The following is a 23,117-nucleotide window of genomic DNA, read 5'->3' as shown; positions in this document are numbered from 1 at the left end:
AGGCGTCAGGGGCTCACCAGGCCGCACTCGTAGCCCAGGATGACCGCCTGGACGCGGTCGCGCAGGTCGAGTTTGGCCAGGATGCGGCCGATGTGGGTCTTGACCGTGCCCTCCGCCAGGCGCAGCTCGACCGAGATCTCGGCGTTGGAGAGCCCGCGCGCGATCAGCGTCAGGACCTCCCGCTCGCGGCTGGTCAGGGCCGCGAGCCGGTCGCCCGAGCGGTCGGCGTGGTCCGGGGTGGCCGGGGCGGACACGTAGTGGGCGATCAGCCGGCGGGTGGCGGTCGGCGCGGTGACCGCCTCACCGGAGACGACCACGCGGACCGCCGCGACCAGGTCGGCCGCCAGGGTGTCCTTGAGCAGGAATCCGCTGGCCCCGGCACGCAGACCGGAGAAGAGGTAGTCGTCCAGGTCGAACGTGGTCAGGATGATCACGCGGGGCGCCGGGCTGAGCGCGCGGATCCGCTGGGTCGCGGTGATCCCGTCCATGCCGGGCATCCGTACGTCCATGAGCACCACGTCCGGCCGGGTGTGCGCGGTCACCTCCAGCGCGGCGGCCCCGTCACCGGCCTCGCCGACCACGTCGATGTCGTCGGTCTCGTCGAGGATCATCCGGAACCCGGTCCGGACCAGCACCTGGTCGTCGACGAGCACGACCCGGATGCTCACGGGCTCAGCGGGAGCACGGCCCACACCCGGAATCCGCCCGCCGCCACAGGTCCCGCGCTCAGCTCGCCCCCGAGCAGCCCGACCCGCTCCCGTATCCCGCGCAACCCGTTCCCGTTCGCCCGTCCCGGCTCGTCCGCCCAGTCCGGTTCGTTTGCCCTGCCCAGTCCGTGCGTTCGGCCGGGCTCGTCCGACAGCGCCGGGTTCGCGAGGTCGCGTGCCAGGTCGGCCACGTCGCTCGATGACGTGGCCACCGAGCCGTGGGCTCTCTGCGGTTCGGCGGATCGTGACTGGACTGACGGGCTGAGGAGCGCTGGGTTGAGGGCTGCCGGGTTGAGGGCTGCCGGGCTGAGGGCTGCCGGGCTGAGGGCTGCCGGGTTGGGGGCTGCTGAGCGCTGGGGTGCTGTCGGGGTGTTGGGCCGATGTGGGGCGGTGGCTGCGGGGGCCGGCTTTCGGGGCGAGGGGCGCGGGCGTGCGCCGGTGTCGTTGATCTCGATCTCCACGTGGTCGGGGTGGAAGCCCAGGCGGACCGTGGCGCGGGCGCCGGTGCCGGCGTGCTTCAGCGTGTTCGTCAGGGCCTCCTGGGCGATGCGGTACGCCGAGAGGTCCAGCGCGGCGGGCAGCGGGATCGGGTCGCCCTCGACCGCGAACGTGACCGGGGTGCCGGCCGCGCGGATCGTGTCGACCAGGTCCGGGAGGGCCTCGACGCCCGGGGCCGGGGCCAGCTCCGGGTCGGCGGCCGGGTCCTGGCGGGCGACGGCGAGCAGGCGGCGCATCTCCTCCAGCGAGGAGCGACCGGTGGTGATCACGTTCTGCAGGGCCGTCTCGGTCCGCTCGGGATGCCGGCGCAGGGCCGCCGCGCCGCCCTGCGCCTGGACCACCATGACCGAGAGCCCGTGTGCCACCACGTCGTGCAGCTCGCGGGTGATCCGGGCCCGCTCGGCCGCGGTCGCCAGCGCCACCCGCTGCCGCTGCTCGCGCTCCAGGTCGGTGGCGCGCTGCTCCAGCGTCCGCAGGTGCAGCCGGCGGCCCCGGGTGTTGGCGCCGAGCAGGAACGCGAAGCCGAGCAGGAAGATCAGTCCGGCGGAGCGCCACACCGTCGCGAAGATCCGGGTGCTGGTCTCCTCCACCTCGTCCGGCGGCTCGACGGCGCGGGCGACGGGGCCGATCGGCAGCACCGGGAGGGCGTTCCGCTTGAGCACCCGCTCGGTGCGGGCGACCGAGGTGGCCTTCTCCGGGTGCAGGAACGGCTGCGGCACGCTCAGCAGCACGACGAGGGCGATCAGGACGGCGAACGCCCGGGTCGCCGTCCGCCGCAGGTGATCCGCGTCGGCCAGGGTGAAGAGCGTGATCGGCACGGCCAGGTCGAGCGGCTCGGCACCGGAGAAGTCGGTCAGGTGGTGGCCGAGCGCCCCCACGACCGTCATGATCAGCGCGGCCAGCGGCCACGGGCGGCGGACGAGCAGGCCCAGCACCATCGGCACGGCGAACACGAGCCACGGGCCGTCCTTGTCGCTGTCCGCATACGACAGGGTGAGGACGGTGAGGATGACGGTCAGGGCGACGTCGGTGATGAGCCACCAGCGGGCCCGGACCCGGCGGTAAAGCTCATCGATCCACGGCATGACCTGAGTCTATGCGTGTCGGACCGTCCTGCCGTCGGACCACGGTATGACGCTCGCGTACGACCGTGGTCATACCGTGGTCGGTGAAGATGCGACCGCGCGCGGACGAATCGGGGTTCCGCCGCGACGACTCTGACCGGCATGAGATTCAACGTTGTCACATACCTCGTTCCGGCGCTGCTGCTCGGCGCCCTGGCCGCCTGCGGTGGCAACGCCGAGGCGGGCGGCGCGTCCCCCACGGCGAGCGCGATGTCCGACGCCGACCTGCTCACCCTCGGCAAGCAGATCGTGCAGTGCATGCGCGACAACGGCATCCCCGACATGCCGGACCCGTACGTCGACTCCGGTCACCTGAAGCTGGACGAGAGCGCGCAGGAGGCCATGGAGGCCAAGTACACCGACGAGCAGGTGGAGACGGCCAAGGCGGCGTGCCAGGACCTCTGGGACACGCTTCCGCAGGGCGCCGTCGAGGACGACGAGGGCGACGCGCAGGTGAAGGAGGTCGGTCCGGCGGACGTACCGGCGCTGACCAGGTTCGCCCAGTGCCTGCGGGAGAACGGCTACCCCGAGTGGCCGGACCCGAACGCCGAGGGCAAGTTCCCGATCTCGAAGGAGCAGGCGGAGACCATGAAGCCCGCCAAGGAGGTCGTCGAGAAGTGCCGGCAGTACTGGGACGGTCCGGTCGGGATCGCCCGATGAGACGCGGCTGGCGGGTGGCCACCGGCTCGGTGACCGGGGTGGCCCTGGTCGCCGGGGTGCTGGTCACCGGGTACACCCTCACCGCGACGCCGGCCACCCCGGCGAGCGCCAGCGAGGTGCCGACCAGCACCGCGGAGGTCGTGAAGGGCACGGTCAGCGAGCGGTTCCGGCTCGCCGGGACGTACGGTTTCGGCGGCTCGTACGCGGTCTACCACCAGGGCCGCGGCGGCATTCTGACCGGCGCCGCCGCTGCCGGTACCACGGTGAACCGGGGCGGGGTGCTGTACCGGGTCGACGGCGAGGCGGTCCACCTGCTGCTCGGGGTGGTCCCGGCGCATCAGGATCTGGAGATCGGCGCGAGGGGCGAGGACGTCCGGCAGCTGGAGCGCAATCTCCGGGCGCTGGGCATGGACCCCGACCACGAGATGACCGTGGACACCCGGTACACCGCGGCCACCGCCGCCGCTGTCCGGCGTCTCCAGAAGAAGTGGGGTCTGGCGTACTCCGATCGTACGGGGACATTGGTTTTAGGAAGTGTGGTCTTCCTGAAAGGACCGATCCGGATCAGCACGGTGGAGGGCACCGTGGGCACCTCCGTGCACCAGGACCAGGGGGTGCTGACCGGCACCGGGACCGGCCGGGTGATCACGTCGGAGCTGACCGCGGACAAGCAGGGACAGGTCGAGGTCGGCGACAAGGTGTCCGTCACGCTGCCCGGCAGCAAGCCGCTGGAGGGGAAGGTGCTGAGGGTCGGGAAGGTCGCCACGTCCGAGACCGATCAGGAGGGCAACAGCGAGCCGGCCACCGTCGAGCTGATCATCGGGGTGACCGTCCCCAAGGGCACGGCCGATCTGGATCAGGCGTCGGCGCAGCTCACGCTCGCCTCGGAGGTGCACGAGAACGTGCTGACGGTGCCGGTCTCCGCGCTGCTGGCCAGCCCGGACGGCGGTTACCGGGTGAGGCTCGCCGATGGCACGTATGCGCGGGTGGAGCCGGGGATCTTCGACGACGCCACCGGCACCGTGGAGATCTCCGGGGACGTCGCGGCGGGTGACCGGGTGGAGGTGCCGCAGGAATGAGCGCCGCCCTGGAACTCGTCGAGGTGCGCCGGACGTACCCGGGAAGCCCGCCGGTGGAGTCGGTGCGCGGCGTGGATCTCACGGTACGTGACGGCGAGCTGGTCGCCGTGGTCGGGCCCTCCGGCTCCGGCAAGACCACGCTGCTCAACCTGGCCGCGGGGCTGGACCGGCCGACGTCCGGCAGTGTCCGGGTGGCCGGCGAGGCGCTGGAGAAGCTCAGCGACCGGCAGCTCGCCGGGCTGCGGGCGCACCGGCTCGGCGTGGTCTTCCAGCAGTTCTTCCTGCTCGAACACGCCACCGCCCGGGACAATGTGGCCACCGGCCTGCTGTATCGCGGGGTGCCCGCCGGGCAGCGCCGGGCCGCCGCCGAGGAGGCGCTGGAGCGGGTGGGGTTGGGCCACCGGATCCACCACCGGTCCCGGCTGCTCTCCGGCGGCGAGCGGCAGCGCGTGGCGATCGCCCGCGCGCTGATCGGGCGCCCGGCGGTGCTCTTCGCCGACGAGCCGACCGGCAACCTGGACTCGGCCACCGGCGACTCCATCCTGGAGCTGCTCCGGGAGCTCAACCGCGCCGGGACCACCATCGTGGTGATCACCCACGACGATCACGTGGCCGCGTCGGCGCAGCGGCGGATCACCGTACGTGACGGGCGGATCGTGTCATGAGCGAGCGTTCCCGCCTGCGACTCGCCGACGTGATCCCGGTCGCCACGATCGGCCTGCGCACCCGGCCGACCCGCGCCGCGCTCTCGGTGCTGGGCGTGGCGATCGGCATCGCCGCGATGGTCGCCGTGCTCGGCGTCACCCGCTCCAGCCAGGCCCAGGTGCTGGCCGACCTCGATCGTCTCGGCACCAACCTGCTCACCGTGGCCAGCGCCGACCCGCACGGCGATCGGGAGCAGCAGTTGCCGGCCACGGCGGGTACGTCGGTCGCGCGTACCGAAGGGGTGCTCTCCGCCTCGGCGACCGCGGAACTCGGGGACGTGGCGGTCTATCGCAACGACAGGATGCCCCGTCACGGGGGCGGCGGCATCGTCACGCGAGCGACCGACACGTCCCTGCTGACCACGCTGGACGCCTCCCTGCTCAAGGGGGTGTTCGTCGCCGCGCAGACCGGGCGCTACCCGGTCGTGGTCCTCGGCTACCAGGCGGCCACCACCCTGGGTGTCGCCGACGTCGGCCCGGATACCCGGATCCTGATCGGCGACTACTGGTACGTGGTGGTCGGTATCCTCCGCCCGGTCGAGCTGGCCCCGGAGATCGACCGCGCCGCGCTGATCGGCGTCGACACGGCGACGACCGATTTCGGCTATGACGGCCACCCGACGCGCGTCTACGTCCGGACCGAAACGGATCGCACCACCCAGGTGGCCACGATGCTGTCGCGGGCCGCCGATCCGGAGTCGCCGAGCCGGGTTCAGGTCAGCAACCCGTCGGACGTGCTCACCGCCCGCATCGCCGTCTCGGACGCGACGACCTCGCTCTTCCTGGGCCTGGGCGCGGTGGCGCTGCTGGTCGGCGGCATCGGCATCGCCAACGTCATGGTCATCTCGGTCCTGGAGCGCCGGGGCGAGGTGGGGTTGCGGCGGGCGCTGGGGGCGGCGCGGACACACGTCGCCGCCCAGTTCGTCGTCGAGTCGGTGCTGCTGGGCGCGGTCGGCGGTGCCGTGGGGGTGCTGCTGGGCGCGGTGGTCACGGTGATCCTGGCCGAGAACCGGGGTTGGCAGCCGATCGTCCCGCAGTGGTCGGCCGCCGCGGGTCTGGCCGCCGCGATCCTGGTCGGCACGATCGCGGGCCTCTACCCGGCGTTGCGCGCCGCCCGGATGGCACCCACGGAGGCCCTGCGAACTGCTTGAACCCCTTCTCCGGTACGCCCATCGCACCGTATCGTCGCGCGCTGCCGCCCACGCCAGGGCGGCGGCGCGCACGGCTGTCTCCCGTTGGTGCCGGCGCACGTATCGGCGGGCTGGCGGTCCGGGGCGCCTCGGGCGCTCCGACTGACCCGTGACCGCCGGCCGGGAAGGGGACGGTGGCAGGCTGGACGGCGTGATCGTGGAGTTTGCGGCGGAGCTGTGGGTCTGGGAAGCGCGCCGGGAGGAGAGCTGGACGTTCGTCAGTCTTCCCGTGGGGGTGTCGGAGGAGATCAGGGAGCGGACCGGTGGGATGCGCCGCGGGTTCGGGTCGGTGCGGGTGCGGGTGCGTGTCGGGACGTCGAGCTGGAATACCTCGATATTTCCGGACAGCGGCCGTGGCGCCTTCGTGTTGCCGATCAAGAAGAGCGTTCGGCGGGCCGAGAGGCTCGATGCCGGGGACACCGCGACGGTCGAGCTGGAGGTCCTCGGGATAGAGGCTTAATGTCGACACTTGTACGGCCTGAATGCTATGGTCGCGCCACAGGGCGCGCGGTGAGGCCAAATCTGTCGACACTCTGCTAACTGGCGCCCAGCGGCCTTCCCGTTGCCTCTCTCCCAGGAGGTCATCTATGTCCGGATCAACCATCGGGCGGCGGGGCGTGCTTGCGCTCGGCCTGGCCGCCGGAGCCGTCGTCGCCGGGAGCGCACCGGCGACGGCCGCCGTGAAAAGCCGCGAGCGGAGCGGCGCCCAGAGCGGTGACAGGAGCGGGGATACCGGCGGGATCGTGCCGATTCCGGTTCCCGAGCAGGCGCCGGCCGTCGAGGGGAGGGTCTCGTTCGGGTCGGGGGAGCTCTGGTACTGGGACACCGGCGGCACCGGCGAACCCGTCGTCCTGATGCACGCCGGCTCCACCGCCGGCACGGTCTGGGGCTACCAGCAGCCGGTCTTCGCGGCGGCGGGCTACCGGGTGATCGGCTATTCGCGGCGCGGCTACGCCAACTCGGACGCGGGGGACACCACCGCGACCGGGTCGGCCGTCGCGGACCTGAACACGCTCGCCGACCAGCTCGGACTGTCGACATTTCATCTCGTGGGCACCGCGGCCGGCAGCATCCTCTCCGCGGCGTACACCATCACGCACCCGGACCGGATCGCGAGCCTGGCGCTGACCTGCAGTCTCATCACCAACGGCGACGCGGACTACGTGACCCGCAGCAACGCGCTGCGGCCGGAGGGCTGGAGCGATCTCCCGGTGACGTTCCAGGAGCTCGGTCCGTCGTACCGCGCGGCCGATCCGGACGGTGCGGCCGCATGGGCGGCGCACGCCACCGGTTCCTCGGTACGCCAGTCCGACATCACCGTGACCGCGGCCGCCCTCGCCGCGCTGAGCACGCCGATCCTGCTCGCGACCGGCGACGGCGACCTCTACACCCCGCCGGCCATGCTGCGCGAGATCGCCGCCAAGATCCCGAAGGCGCGGATGGTGATCTTCGACGAGAGCGGGCACAGCGGTTTCTGGGAGCGCCCGCAGATCTTCAACGACACGGTCCTCGGGTTCCTCAGCGGCTGCCGGAAGAAGGCCTCCCGATGAGCGGCCGCCTCGAGGGCAAGGTCGCCCTGGTCACGGGTGTGGGGTCCGGAATCGGTCAGGGCATCGCTCTCCGGTTCGCCGCCGAGGGCGCGTTCGTGCTCGGCTGCGACATCGACGAGGACCGGGCGAAGAGGACGGCCGAGCAGGGCGTCGAGGTGCTGGCGCCGATCGATCTGACGGACCCTTCCGACGTACGACGGTTCGTCCAGGCCGCCGACGAGCGCTACGGTCGCGCGGACATCCTGGTCAACGCGGCCGCGATCGAGCCGCACATGGCACCGGTGGACGAGATGGACTTCGAGGAGCAGTGGCGCCCGACCATCGCGGGCGAGGTGGACCTGGTCTTCCTCGCGTGCCGGGAGGCGTGGCCGCTGCTCAAGGCGGCGGGCAACGCGTCGGTGATCAATTTCGCCTCGGTGAACTCGTTCCGGGCGAGCCGGCAGATGGCGATGGTGGCGCACTGCGCGGGCAAGGGCGCGGTGCTCTCGATGACCCGCCAGCTCGCCGTCGAGGGCGGCCCGTACGGCATCCGCGCCAACACGATCGCGCCGGGCATGGTGCAGACCTCGGCCACGGCGGCCGCCGGAGCGCTGAGGGGTCCGAAGGCCGAGGCGCTCATCGCCCGTACGCTGGTGGGAAGGTTGGGTGTTCCCGACGACATCGCCTGGTGCGCCGTCTATCTCGCGTCGGACGAGGCCCGCTGGGTGACCGGGGCGAACTTCTCCATCGACGGCGGGGTGACCGCGGCATGAGGCACGTACGCCGCGGCGAGGCCGACTACGAGACGCTCCGGAAGGCTGCGGTCTGGAACGCCCGGAAGCCGGACCGCCACCCCGAGGTGATCGTCGTCGCCCACGAGGAGCGCGACGTCGTCGACGCGGTCCGGTACGCGGCCACCCACCATCTGACGATCGGCATCCGGTCGGGCGGCCACAGCTGGGTGGGTAACGGGATCCGGGACGGCGGCATGCTGCTCGACCTGTCGCACCTGACGGAGATCACGGTCGACGGATCGACCGCACGGGTCCAGCCGAGCGCCAAGGGGCCGGACATCTATCGTGCGGTCAGCGAGCACGGCTGGTTCTTCCCGACCGGTCACGCGCCGACGGTCGGGATCGGCGGGTTCATCCTCGGCGGCGGCTACGGCTGGAACTCCCGCGCGCTCGGCCCCGCCTGCCTGAGCATCGAGGCCGTCGACGTGGTGCTCGCCGACGGCAGTCTGGTCCACGCGACCGACGAGTCCCACCCGGACCTGATGTGGGCGGTCCGGGGGAGTGGTCCCGGCTTCTTCGGCGTGGTCACCCGCTTCCACCTGCGGCTGCACCCGCACCCGGAGGCGATCCGCCGCACCGTGCACCGCTATCCGGCCTCGATGCACCAGGAGGTGCTGGCCTTCACGCGAGAGGCGCTCGACCACCTGCCCCGCGAGGTGGAGATCTCCGCGAAGGTCACCTCCCGGCACGCCATGCTCACCGCGACCGCGTTCGGGGAGACCGGCTCGCTGGCCTATCTGGAGGGCGCGCCGTTCCGGAACTGGGCCCTCGGCTCGACCGTGAACGAGCCGATCACGGTCCCGGGGCTCTACGACCTCGCGGACGCGCTCAACCCGCAGGGGATGCGCTGGTCGCTGGATGGTGTCTGGCTCGACGGCCCGGAGAGCGTCCCGCTCGCCCGTGAGCTGAACGAGACCGTACCGCCGGGGCACAGTTTCGTCCTGTGGATGGTGTGGGGGAGTTTTCCCGTACGGGAGAACGCCTGTTGGTCTGCGCAGGGGGAGGTCTATCTGTCGCCGAACGCCGGCTGGACGGACCCGGCCGAGGACCTGGCGATGGAGTCGTGGACGTCGGCACCACTGGAACGGATCCAGGAGCACTCCCGGGGCCTGCAGTTCTCGGACAACAACCTCGCCGACCGCTGGGATCAGGGACTGCGGCCGGAGCAGGCGGAGCGGCTGGAGAAGGTCCGGGCCACCTACGACCCGGACCGTCGTTTCCACACCTACATGCGTCCCGAGGAGTCGACTACCGCGTACGCTCGTACCATCCGAGCGACGCGTGCTCGATCGCGATGAGCACCAGCGTCATCAGGTAACCGATCACCCCGATCAGCAGCGTGCCCGCCCACACGTCCTTCACCTGGAAGGACGTGCCGGCGTGCAGCACGAAGTGGCCCAGGCCCTCCGGTGAGCCGTAGATCTCCCCGACGATCATCATGACCACCGAGACGGAGAGCGAGATCCGGATCCCGGCGAAGATCTGCGGCAGCGCGCCCGGCAGCAGCACCCGGCGCAGGCGCAGGACCGCCGGGATCCGGTACGCCCGGACCGACTCGCGGACCGCCGGGGAGATGCCGTGCACCCCGCTGACGGTGTTGAGCAGAATCGGCCACGTGGCGGCGAGCGCGATCAGGAAGACCTTCGGCGCCGAGCCGATGCCGAAGGTCAGGATGATCACCGGGACGAACGCGACCATCGGCGTCGCCCGCATGTAGTCCAGGAACGGCTGGGCGGCCTCGCGCAGTCCGTCGCTCTCCCCGATCAGGATGCCCAGCAGCACGCCGGCCAGCAGTGCGATCGCCAGCCCGGCCAGCACGTTGCGCATGCTGAACAGCAGGTCGTGCAGGAGCGTGCCCTGAGTCAGGTCGGTCCAGAGCGTCACGAGTACGTCGGTGAAGGGCGGGAAGTAGAACGACGTGCTGCCGGCCGTGGCGAGCCCGAGGGTGAGCAGCACCAGGACCGGCAGCCAGAGCTGGGTCAGCAGATTCTTCACACGGTCCTCCAGCTCAGCAGGCGGTGTTCGGCGTACTGCGACAGCCGGTTGATGGCGTAGCCGATCGCGCCCGCGGTGAAGATGTAGGCGAACGCGTTCTCCGCGTTGCCGTCCTGCTGGCTCTGCACCACGACGTGCCCGATGCCCGGGACCGTGGTCAGCACCTCGACCCCGACCGAGACCAGCACGGCCATGGTGGACGCCAGCCGGATCCCGGTCATCACCGACGGGGCCGCGGCCGGCAGCACCACCTTGCGATAGCGCAGCAGCCGCGGGATCCGGTACGCCATCGCCGTCTCCTCGATCGCCTCGGAGACGCTGCGGGCGCCGTACTGGGCCTGGATGATCAGCGGGAAGAGGCAGGCGATGAAGACGACGACGCCCTTCATCTCCAGCGACGAACCCATGATCAGCAGCATCACCGGGAGCACGGCGATGACCGGGAACGACCGGCCCACCTCGGTGAGCAGCCGGGTCGACCTCTCGGCGAACGCCCAGGTGCCGGTCGCCAGCCCGATCGGGACGCCGATCAGGATCGCGGCGAGCAGCCCGCCCGCGGCCGACCGCAGCGTGTCGGCGATCGCGGACCAGTAGTCCCCGGTGCCGAGATCGGCACCGAGGACCCGGAGCACCCCGAGCGGTCCCGGCAGGGCGTCGTCCGTGACCACGCCGGCGGCGTGTACGGCGGCCCAGCCACAGAGGACCACGACGAGGAACAGCGTTCGGCGCATCACTGGACCGGGGTACCCGTCCAGAACACCTTGTCCATGTCGATCTGGGTGGTGACGATGCCGTAGTCGTACATCTTCTGCGCGGCCAGGGTGACCTGGTCCTTGCGGAACGTCGGGTTGAACGTCTGGATGGTGCGGTTCTTGATGGTCTCCGCGTCCATCTGGGTGTACTTCGTGTCGACCGCCCGGATGTCGTCGACGTGCGCGTTGGCGTACGTGAAGGCCTTGGTCATCGCCTCGACGAAGCCCTTCGCGGCGGCCTTGTGCCCGTTGAGCCACTCGTCGCTTCCGAAGAGCAGCGCCTGCGGGATGCCGGGGAAGTCGTTGGAGCCGTTGCCGATCGCGGTGAAGCCGGCCGCCTTGGCGCCGTCGTAGTACGCCGCGAAGGTGGAGATCGCGTCGACCTGGCCCTTGGTGGCGGCGTCCTGGAGCGAGGCGGTGGGTAGCGCGACCAGGTTCATGCTCTTCGGGTCGCCGCCGGCCTTCTCCACGGCGTACTGCGTGATCATCTGGACGTTGCCGCCGAGGGCGGGCAGCCCGACGTTCTTCCCGGCCAGGTCCTTCGCCGAGGTGATCTTGCTACCCTTCGGCACCAGTACGCCGTCGCTGACGGCGGCGTCCGGTTCGGACGCCTGGATCTGGATCACGGTGCGCACCGGGATGCCCTGGGCCACGGCCTTGAGCACACCGGCCGAGTCGGTCATCGCGAACTGGGCCTCGCCGTTGAGGACGGAGGGCACGTTCTGTGAGGTGTCGGCGGCGCCGGCCTTGATGGTGACGTCGAGGCCGGCCTCCTTGAAATATCCCTGGTCCTGAGCGATGTAGAGGCCCTCGAAGGTCGCGCCGTTCGACCGCAACACCGTGATCTTGGTGAGGCCGTCGGCGGTGGTCTCGGTGGCGTCCTTGTCGCCGCAGCCGGAGAGTGCCGTGAGGAGGACGGCGAGGGTGACTATGGAGGAGCGGACCCGCATGGCTTTCCTTCCTTTAGATGTGACCCCAGTCTCATCACGGCTGACCGTACTGTCGACAGATTGATGGCGTCAAGGGTTTGTGGAGGCCTTGAATGGTGCATAGTGTCGACAGTAGAGTGGTTTTATGACTTCGTCTCTGGTGGTTTCCGGCGTCGGGATGACGTACGGCACGCACGAGGTGCTGCGCGGGCTGAGCCTCACGGTGGACCCCGGCGAGTTCGTCTGCATCGTCGGCCCGTCCGGCGCCGGGAAGACCACGCTGCTGCGCTGCCTCGCCGGCCTGCGCCCACCCACCGCCGGCACCGTCCACCTGGGCGAACACGTGGTCACGGCGCCGGTGGCCGAGATCGCCGTGGTGTTCCAGGACTACCGCGGATCCCTGCTGCCGTGGATGCGGGTCCGCGACAACGTGGCCTTCCCCCTGGAGGGCATGGGCGTGCGCAGGGCCGAGCGGACCGCCCGCGCGCAGGAGTGCCTGGAGGCCGTCGGGCTCGGCGCGGTCGGCGACAAGTACCCGGGACAGCTCTCCGGTGGCATGCAGCAGCGGGCGGCGATCGCGCGGGCCATCGCGTACCGCTCCCCGATCCTGCTGATGGACGAGCCGTTCGGCTCGGTCGACGCGCAGGCCCGTTTCGAGCTGGAGGACCTCGTCCTCCGGCTCCGCCGCGAGTTGGGCATCACGGTCGTGGTGGTCACCCACGACATCGACGAGGCGGTCTACCTCTCCGACCGGGTGGTCGTGGTGGCCGGCACGCCGACCCATGTGATCGAGGACCTCCCGATCGACCTGGGCCCGGACCGCGACCAGATGACCACGCGGGCCACCCCGCGCTTCGCCGAGCTGCGCACCCACGTGCTCGGCCAGATCCGCGGCCACGGCATCGTCGGCAGCCCCGCCTGACCGCACCGGGATCGCCGGACCGCGGCGCCGCAGGCCGTGTGAAACAGGGCTGACGCGACGGCGGCCACCCCCTCACCCCGGGACGGGCTGCCGGCATACGCGTCTCGAACAGGCCGGCGGGACCAGCCCCGGCGGCCGGCCGGTCACTGCTCCTCGGCGGTGCGCCGGGCCCGGAGTGCGCGGACGCGGCCCCGGCTGGCGCAGGCGGGGGAGGGGCACCAGCGGCGGCGGCCCGGGGGGTCGATGAAGACGCCGCGGCAGTCGTGCTCGGGGCAGACCTTCAGCGCGCGCCGGTCCGCGCCGGTCAGTTGATCCACCGCCTGCCGGGCGATCCGGGCGAGGGCGTGCCCGGCCGACGCCGGAGCCTCGCGGTGCAGCCGGTCCCCGGCGATGAGGCGGACCGGGTCGTCGTGCTCCGCGAGGAAATCGGCCAGCCCGGCGACGGCCTCGGCCGGTGGCGCCTGCTCGTCCACCGTCGCCAGTGCCAGGGACCGGAGCGTTTCGCGTACCCGGTGGAAGTGGTCCAGGTCGTCCTGGTCGGGAGCGGTCACCGGCACCAGCTCGCATCTCTCCAGCCAGGAGGCGAGCAGCCCGGGGGTGGCCAGGCGCTCCACCGGGGCGGCGCTGAAGGTGCGACCCCGGGTGGCGAGCAGGTTCAACCAGACCGCGCCGCAGTCGAACTGGGTCGTCACCGCGTTGTTCGGCGGCACCTACCAGCGCGACGGCCTGTCGCTCCGGGATCGGCAGCTGGTCAACCTGGCCGCGCTGACCGCCGTCGGCGGGGTCGATCCGCAGCTGCGCGGTCACGTGCTGACCGGTCTCCGGGTCGGGCTGACGCGGACCGAGATCGCCGAGGTCTTCGTCCACCTCGCGCCCTACATCGGCGTGCCCAAGGCTCTCGCGGGGCTGCGGGTCGCCACTGCCGTGCTGGACGGGGCCGAGCGGTGATCCGTACCGTCCTCGGCGACATCCCGGGGGAGGAGCTGGGCGTCTGCGATGCCCACGACCACCTGTTCCTCCGTTCGGCGGCGCTGCCCGGGCAGGAGCTGGACGACGTCGAGGCCGCGGCCGGTGAGCTGGACGCCTTCGCCGCGCGCGGTGGGTCCGCGGTGATCCAGTGGACACCCTGGGGGATGGGCCGCCGGATCGCCGAGCTGCCGGGACTGTCGCGGCGCTCCGGTGTGCACCTCGTCGCCGCCACCGGCCTGCACCAGGCGCGGCACTACGACCCCGCCCGGACGGCCCGGGTGTGGGACCGGCTGGCCGAGATCTTCGTGTACGAGTTGACCGAGGCCCCGGTCCGCGCCGGGCTGATCAAGGTCGCCGGGTCGTTCCACGGCCTGGACGCGTACGCCCGGCACGTGATGACCGCCGCCGCCGAGGCGCACCACGCGACCGGCGCGCCGATCGGGGTGCACCTTGAGGGCGGCACCGGCGCCCTCGACGTCCTCGACCTGCTCTGCGGATCACGCGGGGTACCGCCGGGCAGCGTGATCCTCGGGCACCTGCACCGGTTCCCGGACGCCGCGATCCACCGGCGGGCCGCCGAGGCCGGCGCGTATCTGGCCTTCGACGGGCCGTCCCGCGCGCACCACGCCACCGACTGGCGGCTGCTGGGCTCGATCGCCGCCCTCGCCGAGGCCGGGCACGCGGACCGGATCCTGCTGGGTGGCGACACGGTGACGACGGCGGCGCGCTCCGGTGCGGACGGCCCGGGGATGCCGTTCCTGGCCGGCGGTCTTCGCGAGCGGGTGGAGTCGGAGCTGGGCGCCGCGGTGGCGCGGGCGGTGTTCGTGGCGAACCCCGCCCGGGCGCTAGGTGACTGGTGTTAAACGGCGCCATCGCGGCGCGTAGTGGAAAAAACACGGCTGTGTCGGCCACTCGCGGCCGAACGGCGGCGGAGGATGGTCAGGAAGACCCCCTCCCGGAGATCAATTAGGCGTTCAACACCAGGCACCTAGACGTCGGTGGGGGTCAGGGCGGAGAGATCGATCGCGGACAGGGCGGCGTCGGTGGCGCGGGAGAGCAGGATCGACGCCAGCTCGCCGTCGCGGGAGGCGATCGCGTCCATGATGCGGACCTGGTCGGCGGCGGAGGCCTTGAGGCGGCCCTCGCGGGCCAGTGAGGCGTGCCGCAGCACCAGGGTGCGCAGGGCGAGCGTGTCCAGGATGCCGGCGAGGATCTGGTTGCCGGAGATGGCCAGGAGACGGCCCTGCAGGTCGACGTGGCCCCAGAAGTAGGCGTCCACGTCACCGGCGTCCGCCGAGGCGAGCATCCGGTCCAGCCGCAGGCGCAGGTCGGCGAGCTCCTCGTCCGTCACGCGCTGGGTGACCAGGGATCCCATCAGGGCGAGCAGGTGGCGGCGTACGAAATAGATCTCTTGAACTCGCTCGGGGGTGAAGGACGCGACCCGGGGGCGTTTGCGGGCACGGATCTCGACCAGGCCCTCCGACTCGAGCAGCATCAGCGCCTCGCGGACCGGCGTGCGGCTGCTCTGGAAGCGGTTGGCGAGGTCGACCGAGTTGAGGTCCTGGCCGGGGCGCAGGCGTCCCTCGACGATGCCGAGCCCCACCCAGATCGCCACCTGCGCCACCGCGGGCTCGCGCCGCTCCTCCAGCTTGAGGAGCCGGGTCAGCTCGTGGGACGCGTTGTCGCTCATTCTATTCCCGTCTGTGTGGCTGGCGATCGAGCGGCACGGACCAGACGCTCAGGCCGGTGCCGCGATGTCACGAAAGATCAAGGTCACGAAGGATCAAGCTTGTGTACGCGCCCACCCGCCATGATCAGCGCGAAGTTCGCCGGATCCTGCATGAGCGTAATGTCTGTGGTCGGGTCCCCGCGGACCAGGAGCAGGTCGGCGAGGTAACCCGGACGGATGAGCCCGAGCTCGTCGCCGAGGCCCATGAGCTGCCCGCCGAACTCGGTGGCGCACCGCAGCGCCTCGGCCGGGCTGAGCCCGAACCACTCCACGAACAGGCGCAGATCGCGCGCATTACGGCCGATCGGGTTGAAGCCGAAACCGTAGTCCCCGCCGATCACCAGCCGGACCCCGCGCTTGTGGAGTTCGGGTGCCACCCGGCAGATGCTCTCGAAGGTCTCCTGGGTCTCCATTCCCTCGGTCGGGGGATGCTCCATGTCGTGCAGGTGCGCCCAGATGATGCCGGGCGTCGGCGCGACGAAGACCCGGTCGCGGGCTGCGGCGAGGGCGTCGATCGCGGTCTGGTCGGCGAACGTGGCGTGGTAGATCGCCCGGATGCCGTGCTCGACGGCCATCGTGATCGCCTCGGCCGAGTGCGCGTGCGCGGTCAGCCAGACGCCCCGCTCGCGCGCGGTCGCGGCCGCCGCGGCGAGCTCCTCCGGGTGGAACTGCAGGACCCGGGAGGTCCCCTCGACGACCGCGCTCTCGCCGGTCAGGCTCAGCTTGACGATGTCCACGCCGCGGTCCGCCATCGCGCTGACGAAATCGGCCACCGACTGCGGGTCGGAGGGGCGTACGTCGGTACCGGGGAAGTCGTACTGTCCGGGGGAGACCATGCCGGCGCTGCCCTCCCAGGAGGCCGCGCGGAAGCGCGGGCCGGGCATCCAGCCCTCGGCGAAGGCCTTGCGCACCGCGACCTCGGCGCCGGGCAGGCGGTTGCCGCCGGAGTACGCGCTGGTGAAGCCGTGATCGAGCAGTACCCGGCCGCAGTGCGCGGTGAGCAGCACCTTCTCCTCGTCCGGCTCGGTGCGGTCCGAGACGTGCTCGACCGAGGAGCCGAAGCCGAGATGGGCGTGGCCGTCGATCAGCCCGGGCGTCAGCACGCACCCGGCGCCGTCGATCACCCGTGTGTCCGGTCCGGTTTCGATCCGGTCGGCCACCATGATGATGCGATCGTTCTCGACCAGCACGTCGGCGTGCTCGGCGGGGGCGCCGCTCCCGTCGAAGACACGGGCGTTCGTGATCAGGTAGGAGGTCATCGGCCTTCCTTTCTGTCTGCCCTTCTGTCGACATTAGCCTAGCTGTATCCGTGCTCCTGGGGAACTTCTCGGCTAATGTGCGCACGAAGTGTCGGCACTTGGAGGTTTCCATGCGCATTCGGATCGGCTCCGGGGAGCTGCTCTGCCGCCGCCTCGACGGCGTCGTCGCCGCCAGGGGCATCCCGTACGCGGCTCCGCCGGTCGGTGCGTTGCGCTGGCGGCCGCCGCTCCCGGTTCCGTCGTGGCCGGAGGCGCGTTTCGCGTACGACCCGGGCCCGGCACCGGTCCAGCCGCAACCCGACCGGGCCAGTGTCATGTGGCACACGAACTTCGCCGACCGCGGAGCGCTGGTGATGAGCGAGGACTGTCTCTACCTCAACGTCTGGACCCCGGACCCGTTCGAGGGGGCGCGACTCCCGGTGATGGTCTTCCTGCACGGCGGCGCGCACCGGTTCGGCCACGGCGGCCAGGAGATCCACGACGGAGCGGCGCTGGCCCGCCGGGGCGTCGTGGTCGTCACCGTCAACATGCGACTGGGCGCCCTGGGCTTCCTCGCCCACCCCGAACTCGCCGAGGAGGACGAGCTCGGCGCCTCCGGCAACTACGGCCTGCTCGACGTGGTCGCCGCGCTGGAGTGGGTGCGGCGGGAGATCACCGCGTTCGGTGGTGACCCGGCGAAGGTGACCCTTGCGGGGAACTCCGCGGGCGCCGCGATCGTGACCCACCTGATGGCCGCGCCCGCCGCGCGCGGCCTGTTCCGCGCGGCCATCGGCCAGAGCTCCTCCGGCATCTTCCGGGCCGAGGGCCCGATGCTCGACCAGCGGGAGGCGCAGCGGGCCGGGCTCGCGGCGGTCGGCGACGCGTCCCTGGCCGGGCTGCGGCGGCTCCCGGCGACGTCCCTGCTGCTCGACGCCCATCTCGGCGTGGTGGTCGACGGCCGGCTGATCACCCGGGACACCCGGGAGGTCTTCGTCGCCGGGCGGCAGGCCCCGATCCCGCTGCTGGTCGGCACCACCGCCGACGAGGGCGCGGTCTACGCCCACGGTGCGCCCGCCGTCCCGCCGGCCCTGGCGGACTGCTATCCGGAGGGTTCGGCCCGGCTCTACGTCGGCGAGACCCGGTTCGTCTATCCGGTGTGGCGCTGGGCGCGGGCGCACGTGGCCACCGCCGGCGCGCCGACCTGGATGTACCGCTTCGACGTCGCGCCGCCGCTGCCGCCCGGCATCGATCTGCTCCCGCCGCCGGACGGCCTGCCCGGGTACGGGGCATACCACACGAGCGAGCTGCCCTACACCGGCGACAACCTGCACGTCCGGGACTGGCCGTGGCGCCCGTCCGACCGGGAGCTGGCCCGGGTGATGGCCGACGCGTGGGCGCGGTTCGTGGCGACCGGCGACCCGAACGGACCGGGGCTGCCGCAGTGGCCCCGCTTCGACGCCGGCCCGGACGCCCGGGTGATCGTCTTCGGCGATCCGGTCCGGTCCGCGCCGATGCCCCGCGCCGACGCCCTCGGCCTGCTCGACGCGGTCAATTCACCCGGCCGTGCACCGCGTTGGTGAGCCGGGCGACCGCGTCGGCGGGCAGCTCACCGTCGTTGTTCAGCGCCTCCGTGACCACATCCTGGAGGGTGTTGCTGAACAGCGCGTAGTACGCCGTCTTCGGTCTCGGACGGGCGGTCCGCAGCGCGTCGAGCAGGGTCGCGGCGTACGGATGGGTGTCCTTGAGCTCGTCATAGACGGCCGTCCGGGTGGCCGCGAGACCGCCCTTCTCGAACAGGGTCCGTTCGCTCGTCTGGCTGGTGAGGAACTCGACCAGCTCCTGGGCCGCCTTCTGGTCCCAGGTGCCGGAGGAGACCGCGAGGTTCTGGCCACCCAGGACGCTGGCGTACGGCAGCGCCCGGACCCCGAAGTCCCGCATCGGCGGGTCGGCGTTCCACAGCGCGGTGTACGCCACCGGCCAATTGCGCATCAGCGCCACCTCGCCGCTCTGGAAGGCCTGCCGGGTGGTGCTCTCCTGGAAGCCGGTCGACCCCGGATCGACGGAGGGCGGGAGACCGTCGGCCGATTTCATCGCGGCGGCCAGTTGCCGTAGCGCCTCGACGGCCTTCGGCTGGTCGATCACGATGAGGTCCTTCTCCTCGTCGTACACGTCGCCGCCGTTGGCCCAGATCGCCTCCAGCGCGCTGACCGACAGCCCCTCGTAGGACGAGAGCGGGGTGGCGAAGCCGGCCTTCAGCGCGGGATCGGCCTCCCGCATCGAGCGGATGTCGTTCGGGGCCGGTGGCAGGGTCCGGGGCAGGCGGTCCGCCACCTGCTTGCGGTAGTAGAGCAGGCCCGCGTCGGTGTTGAACGGCAGCGCCCAGGTCTTCCCGTCGTACTGACAGGTCGCCAGCGGGCCGGGGAGGAAACCGGTGACGTCGGGGGAGTCCAGCGGGTACAGATAGCCGGCCGTGGCGAACTCGGCGGTCCAGGTCGCGTCGAGGTTGTAGACGTCGACGGTGGGATTCGACGCCTGTGCCCGCGACACCATCCCGCTGTGCTGGTCGTCCGATTCCGTGGAGAGGCTCTCCAACCGGGCCTTGACGTGCCCCGGGACGCTGTTCCACTCGTCGATCAGTCGCTGGCGCTGGCGGCCTGCGCTCTCGTCCGCCCCGCTCAGCACGACCAGCTCGGAGCGGGTGTTGATGGAAGGTTCGTCCTCGTCGAGCACGCCCGTCGCCTTCAGGGCGAGGCCCATGGTCAGGAGGCCGATGATGAACCAGGTACCCGGATGACGGGCCAGCCATCGGGGGCGTCCGCCGTCCGCCGTCATCGCCCGCTCCACAGCGTACCGAAGATGTGATCCATGATTGCCGATACCTTCCCCGTGTCGGCTTGCAGGCAACTGCCCCGGCCCGCGTCGGTCAACAGGTGTAGTCCCGTGCCGGTCCGGCCCGGGCCGTCCTCGCATCGCGCCTCGCCGATGGCGATCAGGTAGAGCCGGGGCCCCGAGCCGGCCGCCAGCCGTTCGATCTCGCCGGCCGCCTGCTGCGGGCTCAGCGTGCTGGTCGTGTCGTCGCCGTCGGTCAGTACGACCAGCGCCCGGATCGGGGCGTCCCCGCTGTCCGCGACCGTCCGCATCCCCGCCAGGATCGTCGCGTAGAGCGGCGTCGACCCGCTGGGCCGGATCCTCCGCAGCGCATCGGCGATCGTGACCCGCTGTTTCGCGGAGCCCGCCGCGAGGCCGGCGAGCTCGGTGAAGTCCCGGTCGCGGCCGGGGAAGGTCCAGAGCCCGAACTCGTCGTGTTCGCCGAGCTGTCCGAGGGTGGCGGTCACCCCTTGCGCCGCCACCACGGCCCGGGCCGGGCCGGCGGCGGTCCGGGCGGTCATCGACCCGGAGACGTCCATCGCGAGCAGGACCCGTCCAGGGGCCTTGGCCTGGTCATACCGTTTGAGGGTGGCGGTGAGGTCGTCCGGGATGCACGGGTTGTGGTCCAGGCTCCCGCAGCCGGCGATCGGCGGGTCGAGTCCCGCACCGGCCAGCCGGTCACGTCCCGCCGAGCTCAGCAGCCAGTGCCGGAAGCCGTCGGCGGCCGCCTGCTGATCGTGGTTCTCCCGGGTCCAGGTGAACTGGACGAACGGCAGGTCGAGGGCGGGGGCGTCCCGCGTCGCGAGTGGCTCGGCGCGGAGGCCGGGTGCCGTGGCCGGGGCCGCCGGGCAGCCGGCGCCGCCGAGCGGTTTCCGGGCCATCAGCCGGCGCCAGGTACGCAGGCTGGTCAGCACCGCGGAGGGCACCGCGCCGTGCCGCAGGGCGTCGCAGAGCAGGCTGATCTCGTCGGTGGCGGCCGGGGTGGACCGGGAGACGAGCTGCTGGCGCTGCCGGGCCACGACGGTGTCGACCATCTGGTCGTCGGCGTCGTGCAGGTAGGCGGTGACGGCGAGCCGCCCGGCGGCCGAGGACCCGGGGTCGGCCGCGGCCAGGGTGGCCTTCGATCGGCTGATCAGGGCGGACACCAGCGAGGACAGGGTCTGGTCGGCGTTGCCGGCGGACGTGGTGCCGGCGGACGTGACGCCGGCCTTCGTGCCGGCGAGCACGATCGGCGACGAGGCGATCGAGGTGATCGAGGCCAGCGGCGCCGGTAGGCCCGCAGCCGGGTTTTCCGAAGCGGTGGTAGTGGGCGTGACCTGAGCGTCGGCCTCGTCGGTTTCCCTGGTGCGGTTCTTGACGATGGTGTCGTAGACGTTGCGAACGTCCAGCATCGAGTCGGGCAGCCAGACGTCGGGACGGGTGCCCACGTTGACGCTGGGTTGCTCGTTCTCGGTGTCGACCCAGCTCCGGGCCAGCGGGCTGGTGACCTCCGCGGTGGTGGCGGCGTAGACGTGGGCGAATACGGTGGCGCAACCGTCGTTCTCGCGTGCGGTGGCCGCGATGTAGCCGTTGGCCAGTTCACGCGCGGCCTGGAGACCCTCGGTAGAGGTGAGAACACGCAATTCGACGGTGTGCGGACAGGGCTCGGAATGCGTCAACTCGAAAATGATCAGACCGCTGACGATGATGACGACGGCTGTGCCCGCCGCCGTTCCCTTTCCGGCGCGCCTCAGGGCATGCCCGGTCGATGATCCGATTCGGTCAGAAAGTCGATTCAGTAATGGTTCGGCCAGATGCTGGATGGCGGGATGCCACATCTGGATCGCGATGACGATCACGCCGGTGGTCACCAGGAATGCGCTGTTATGGATGACGAGCAGGGCGTAGGTCCCGCCGGCGAGGATCATCAGGACGAGGGTGATGAAGATCAGATTGGGCAGGTGGGGATCTTTTCCGGAACCGCCCGCGGGATCGGACATCTCGGAATTCGCCTCCATGAGTCCACGGCGTGATCGGGCGGCTTTGCCCCACGCCGATCGTCATTCTAGGAGGGGCCGCCAAAATGGTCGCCCCGCCGTGATTCCCGGATGATGTCGGCGTCGGTCGTCCCGCCCTGCTTCTTCAGCGTCTCCAGAAGCGGCACCACCCGATCGTGCGGTACGTCCAGGCCGAGGTCGGTCAGCCGGTCGGTGAGCGTGTACGGGCCGCTCGATCCGGTGACCGGCCGGTGCCGCCGGTTGCCGACCAGCTCCGGGGCGAGGCAGTTGTGCAGCAGCGGGTCGACGGCGGTCTCCTGGGTGATCAGGTCCATGCCGCCCCAGTCGAACGCGTGCTCGCCGGTGATCGGGTGGTTGCGGGCCAGCCGCAGCCCGGTCAGCTCCTCCCCGGCGCGGGCCAGCCCGGTCAGTTCGCCCAGGTGGATGCCGGTGGAGACGCCGTACAGCGACTCGAAGGCGGTGGCGGTCACGGCCAGGTCCGCATTGCCCGGCCCGCCGCAGTAGCCGTTGGCGGAGACCTCGACGACCGTCGCTCCGGCGCGGACCGCCGCGACCGCGCACGCCACCGCCATCCCGAAGGTGTTGTGCGGATGCAGTCCGATCTCCGCTGTCGTCCTGCGGCGAACTTCCTCGATCAACAGGGCGAACGCCTCCGGGCCGAGCGCGCCCGGCCCGTCGAAGAGGGTGAGCTCGGTCGCGTCCCTCAGCGCCTCGACCGTCTCCTCCAGGTGTTCGCCGGTGAGGTAGCCGACCATCAGCATCGGTGTGGCGACCCGGAGCCCGCGGTCGCGCGCGTGCCCGACCAGGCGTGTCGCGGTGCCGAGCAGTTCGGCGCGGGACTGCACCGGCATCGTCCGCCGCCAGTCCTCGCCGGACCAGGCCAGGTCGTGGACGCGGCGGTAGATCTGGGCCGCCTCGCCGAAGCCCTGCACCCACACCTGGACGCCGTCGAACCCGGCCTCGGCCGCGCGGTCGATGTCGTCGGGGGAGAGGACCAGCGGGCAGATCACCCGACAGTCCGGGTTCTCCTGCTTGACCGCCTCGACCTCGCTCCGGAGCTGCGCGGTGGTCCGCTTGGCCGCGCCCGCGCCGACCACCTCGGGTACGCCGGCCCGGACCAGGCGCCGCAGGTAGTGCAGCTTCGCCTCGTCGGGGATCGACCCCGGCACGGTCTCCAGCGAGCGCAGCGTCGAGTCCCGCAGCCGTACGCTCGCCGGCATCGTCCCGGTCCGGTTCAGCGGGCTGATCGACCAGCGCCCCGGCTCGTACGCGCCGGGCACCCGCCGGGAGGCGATGTCCGCCCGGAAGCTCGCGATCTCCTCGTCGGTGAACAGCGGCGGCTTCTCCACGACGACCACCCTCCCCTTCGCAATGTCGACACTATCAACACTTGTGTGTTCTCTTGTTGTCGATTCACCCGCTACATTGTCATC

General features: G+C 71.5%; 23 protein-coding genes. 12 read left to right on the top strand and 11 right to left on the bottom strand.

Going from position 1 to position 23,117, the window contains the following annotated elements:
- Positions 1-5 precede the first annotated feature (5 nt).
- Together AB0M08_RS12885 and AB0M08_RS12880 are read right to left on the bottom strand one after the other, a co-directional pair.
- Positions 6-668 carry a response regulator transcription factor gene (locus tag AB0M08_RS12885; RefSeq protein WP_364492239.1) on the bottom strand — a complete coding sequence of 221 codons (663 nt, stop codon included), beginning with the start codon at positions 666-668 and terminating at the stop codon, positions 6-8.
- Positions 665-2,290 (bottom strand): histidine kinase, encoded by a 1,626-nt coding sequence (locus tag AB0M08_RS12880; protein WP_364492237.1) that lies wholly within the window; start codon positions 2,288-2,290, stop codon positions 665-667. Before AB0M08_RS12880 ends, AB0M08_RS12885 begins: the two co-directional genes overlap by 4 nt.
- Positions 2,291-2,431: 141 nt before the next feature.
- Between AB0M08_RS12880 and AB0M08_RS12875 the strand changes: the two genes are divergently transcribed.
- From AB0M08_RS12875 to AB0M08_RS12840, 8 genes are all read left to right on the top strand, one after another.
- On the top strand, positions 2,432-2,989 hold the full coding sequence (locus AB0M08_RS12875) for a hypothetical protein (RefSeq protein WP_364492235.1): 558 nt from the start codon (positions 2,432-2,434) through the stop codon (positions 2,987-2,989).
- Positions 2,986-4,068 (top strand): efflux RND transporter periplasmic adaptor subunit, encoded by a 1,083-nt coding sequence (locus AB0M08_RS12870; RefSeq protein ID WP_364492234.1) that lies wholly within the window; start codon positions 2,986-2,988, stop codon positions 4,066-4,068. The genes AB0M08_RS12875 and AB0M08_RS12870 overlap by 4 nt, the downstream gene beginning before the upstream one ends.
- Positions 4,065-4,733: an ABC transporter ATP-binding protein gene (locus AB0M08_RS12865; RefSeq protein WP_364492232.1), complete on the top strand. Its 669-nt coding sequence runs from the start codon at positions 4,065-4,067 to the stop codon at positions 4,731-4,733. The genes AB0M08_RS12870 and AB0M08_RS12865 overlap by 4 nt, the downstream gene beginning before the upstream one ends.
- The gene (locus AB0M08_RS12860) at positions 4,730-5,923 is read left to right on the top strand and encodes an ABC transporter permease (RefSeq protein WP_364492230.1); all 1,194 of its coding nucleotides are present in this window, start codon (positions 4,730-4,732) and stop codon (positions 5,921-5,923) included. The genes AB0M08_RS12865 and AB0M08_RS12860 overlap by 4 nt, the downstream gene beginning before the upstream one ends.
- Positions 5,924-6,113: 190 nt before the next feature.
- On the top strand, positions 6,114-6,422 hold the full coding sequence (locus AB0M08_RS12855) for a DUF1905 domain-containing protein (RefSeq protein WP_364492228.1): 309 nt from the start codon (positions 6,114-6,116) through the stop codon (positions 6,420-6,422).
- 127 nt (positions 6,423-6,549) lie between these two features.
- Positions 6,550-7,512, top strand: coding sequence for an alpha/beta hydrolase (locus tag AB0M08_RS12850; RefSeq protein WP_364492226.1), 963 nt, complete (start codon positions 6,550-6,552; stop codon positions 7,510-7,512).
- Complete coding sequence (locus AB0M08_RS12845; protein WP_364492224.1) at positions 7,509-8,264, top strand: SDR family oxidoreductase; 756 nt, start codon at positions 7,509-7,511, stop codon at positions 8,262-8,264. The genes AB0M08_RS12850 and AB0M08_RS12845 overlap by 4 nt, the downstream gene beginning before the upstream one ends.
- A complete protein-coding gene (locus tag AB0M08_RS12840; RefSeq protein WP_364492222.1) occupies positions 8,261-9,583 on the top strand; it encodes an FAD-binding oxidoreductase in 1,323 nt (440 codons plus the stop codon). Before AB0M08_RS12845 ends, AB0M08_RS12840 begins: the two co-directional genes overlap by 4 nt.
- Here AB0M08_RS12840 and AB0M08_RS12835 read toward each other — a convergent pair.
- The 3 genes from AB0M08_RS12835 to AB0M08_RS12825 are packed head-to-tail and all read right to left on the bottom strand — an operon-like array spanning position 9,534 to position 11,982.
- A complete protein-coding gene (locus AB0M08_RS12835; protein WP_364492220.1) occupies positions 9,534-10,280 on the bottom strand; it encodes an ABC transporter permease in 747 nt (248 codons plus the stop codon). The genes AB0M08_RS12840 and AB0M08_RS12835 overlap by 50 nt on opposite strands.
- Positions 10,277-11,011 (bottom strand): ABC transporter permease, encoded by a 735-nt coding sequence (locus AB0M08_RS12830; RefSeq protein WP_364492218.1) that lies wholly within the window; start codon positions 11,009-11,011, stop codon positions 10,277-10,279. The genes AB0M08_RS12835 and AB0M08_RS12830 overlap by 4 nt, the downstream gene beginning before the upstream one ends.
- Positions 11,011-11,982 (bottom strand): ABC transporter substrate-binding protein, encoded by a 972-nt coding sequence (locus AB0M08_RS12825; RefSeq protein WP_364492216.1) that lies wholly within the window; start codon positions 11,980-11,982, stop codon positions 11,011-11,013. Before AB0M08_RS12825 ends, AB0M08_RS12830 begins: the two co-directional genes overlap by 1 nt.
- A gap of 124 nt (positions 11,983-12,106) precedes the next feature.
- Between AB0M08_RS12825 and AB0M08_RS12820 the strand changes: the two genes are divergently transcribed.
- Entirely contained in the window at positions 12,107-12,883 is a 777-nt protein-coding gene (locus AB0M08_RS12820; RefSeq protein ID WP_364492214.1) for an ABC transporter ATP-binding protein, read from the top strand.
- Positions 12,884-13,026: 143 nt separating this feature from the next.
- On the opposite strand, the gene AB0M08_RS12815 is transcribed toward AB0M08_RS12820, so the two are convergent.
- Entirely contained in the window at positions 13,027-13,542 is a 516-nt protein-coding gene (locus AB0M08_RS12815; RefSeq protein ID WP_364492212.1) for a CGNR zinc finger domain-containing protein, read from the bottom strand.
- Here AB0M08_RS12815 and AB0M08_RS12810 point away from each other — a divergent pair.
- Together AB0M08_RS12810 and AB0M08_RS12805 are read left to right on the top strand one after the other, a co-directional pair.
- Positions 13,526-13,831 carry a carboxymuconolactone decarboxylase family protein gene (locus AB0M08_RS12810; protein WP_364492210.1) on the top strand — a complete coding sequence of 102 codons (306 nt, stop codon included), beginning with the start codon at positions 13,526-13,528 and terminating at the stop codon, positions 13,829-13,831. The genes AB0M08_RS12815 and AB0M08_RS12810 overlap by 17 nt on opposite strands.
- Positions 13,828-14,715 carry a hypothetical protein gene (locus AB0M08_RS12805; RefSeq protein WP_364492208.1) on the top strand — a complete coding sequence of 296 codons (888 nt, stop codon included), beginning with the start codon at positions 13,828-13,830 and terminating at the stop codon, positions 14,713-14,715. The genes AB0M08_RS12810 and AB0M08_RS12805 overlap by 4 nt, the downstream gene beginning before the upstream one ends.
- Before the next feature lie 125 nt (positions 14,716-14,840).
- On the opposite strand, the gene AB0M08_RS12800 is transcribed toward AB0M08_RS12805, so the two are convergent.
- Positions 14,841-15,542: a GntR family transcriptional regulator gene (locus tag AB0M08_RS12800; protein WP_364492206.1), complete on the bottom strand. Its 702-nt coding sequence runs from the start codon at positions 15,540-15,542 to the stop codon at positions 14,841-14,843.
- Positions 15,543-15,625: 83 nt separating this feature from the next.
- On the bottom strand, positions 15,626-16,840 hold the full coding sequence (locus AB0M08_RS12795; RefSeq protein ID WP_364492204.1) for an amidohydrolase family protein: 1,215 nt from the start codon (positions 16,838-16,840) through the stop codon (positions 15,626-15,628).
- 110 nt (positions 16,841-16,950) lie between these two features.
- On the opposite strand from AB0M08_RS12795, the gene AB0M08_RS12790 reads away from it, so the two are divergent.
- Positions 16,951-18,399, top strand: a complete 1,449-nt coding sequence (locus AB0M08_RS12790; RefSeq protein ID WP_364492202.1) for a carboxylesterase family protein — start codon at positions 16,951-16,953, stop codon at positions 18,397-18,399.
- On the opposite strand, the gene AB0M08_RS12785 is transcribed toward AB0M08_RS12790, so the two are convergent.
- The 3 genes from AB0M08_RS12785 to AB0M08_RS12775 form a co-directional block, all read right to left on the bottom strand.
- Positions 18,368-19,651 carry an extracellular solute-binding protein gene (locus AB0M08_RS12785; protein ID WP_364492200.1) on the bottom strand — a complete coding sequence of 428 codons (1,284 nt, stop codon included), beginning with the start codon at positions 19,649-19,651 and terminating at the stop codon, positions 18,368-18,370. The two genes, AB0M08_RS12790 and AB0M08_RS12785, sit on opposite strands and share 32 nt — an antisense overlap.
- A complete protein-coding gene (locus AB0M08_RS12780) occupies positions 19,648-21,666 on the bottom strand; it encodes a vWA domain-containing protein (protein WP_364492198.1) in 2,019 nt (672 codons plus the stop codon). Before AB0M08_RS12780 ends, AB0M08_RS12785 begins: the two co-directional genes overlap by 4 nt.
- A gap of 65 nt (positions 21,667-21,731) precedes the next feature.
- Positions 21,732-23,033, bottom strand: coding sequence for a hypothetical protein (locus tag AB0M08_RS12775; protein ID WP_364492196.1), 1,302 nt, complete (start codon positions 23,031-23,033; stop codon positions 21,732-21,734).
- Positions 23,034-23,117: the final 84 nt, after the last annotated feature.

Source organism: Actinoplanes sp. NPDC051851, from assembly GCF_040681165.1.
Classification (GTDB): Bacteria; Actinomycetota; Actinomycetes; order Mycobacteriales; family Micromonosporaceae; genus Actinoplanes.
This window is presented reverse-complemented; position numbering and strand designations above follow the sequence as displayed.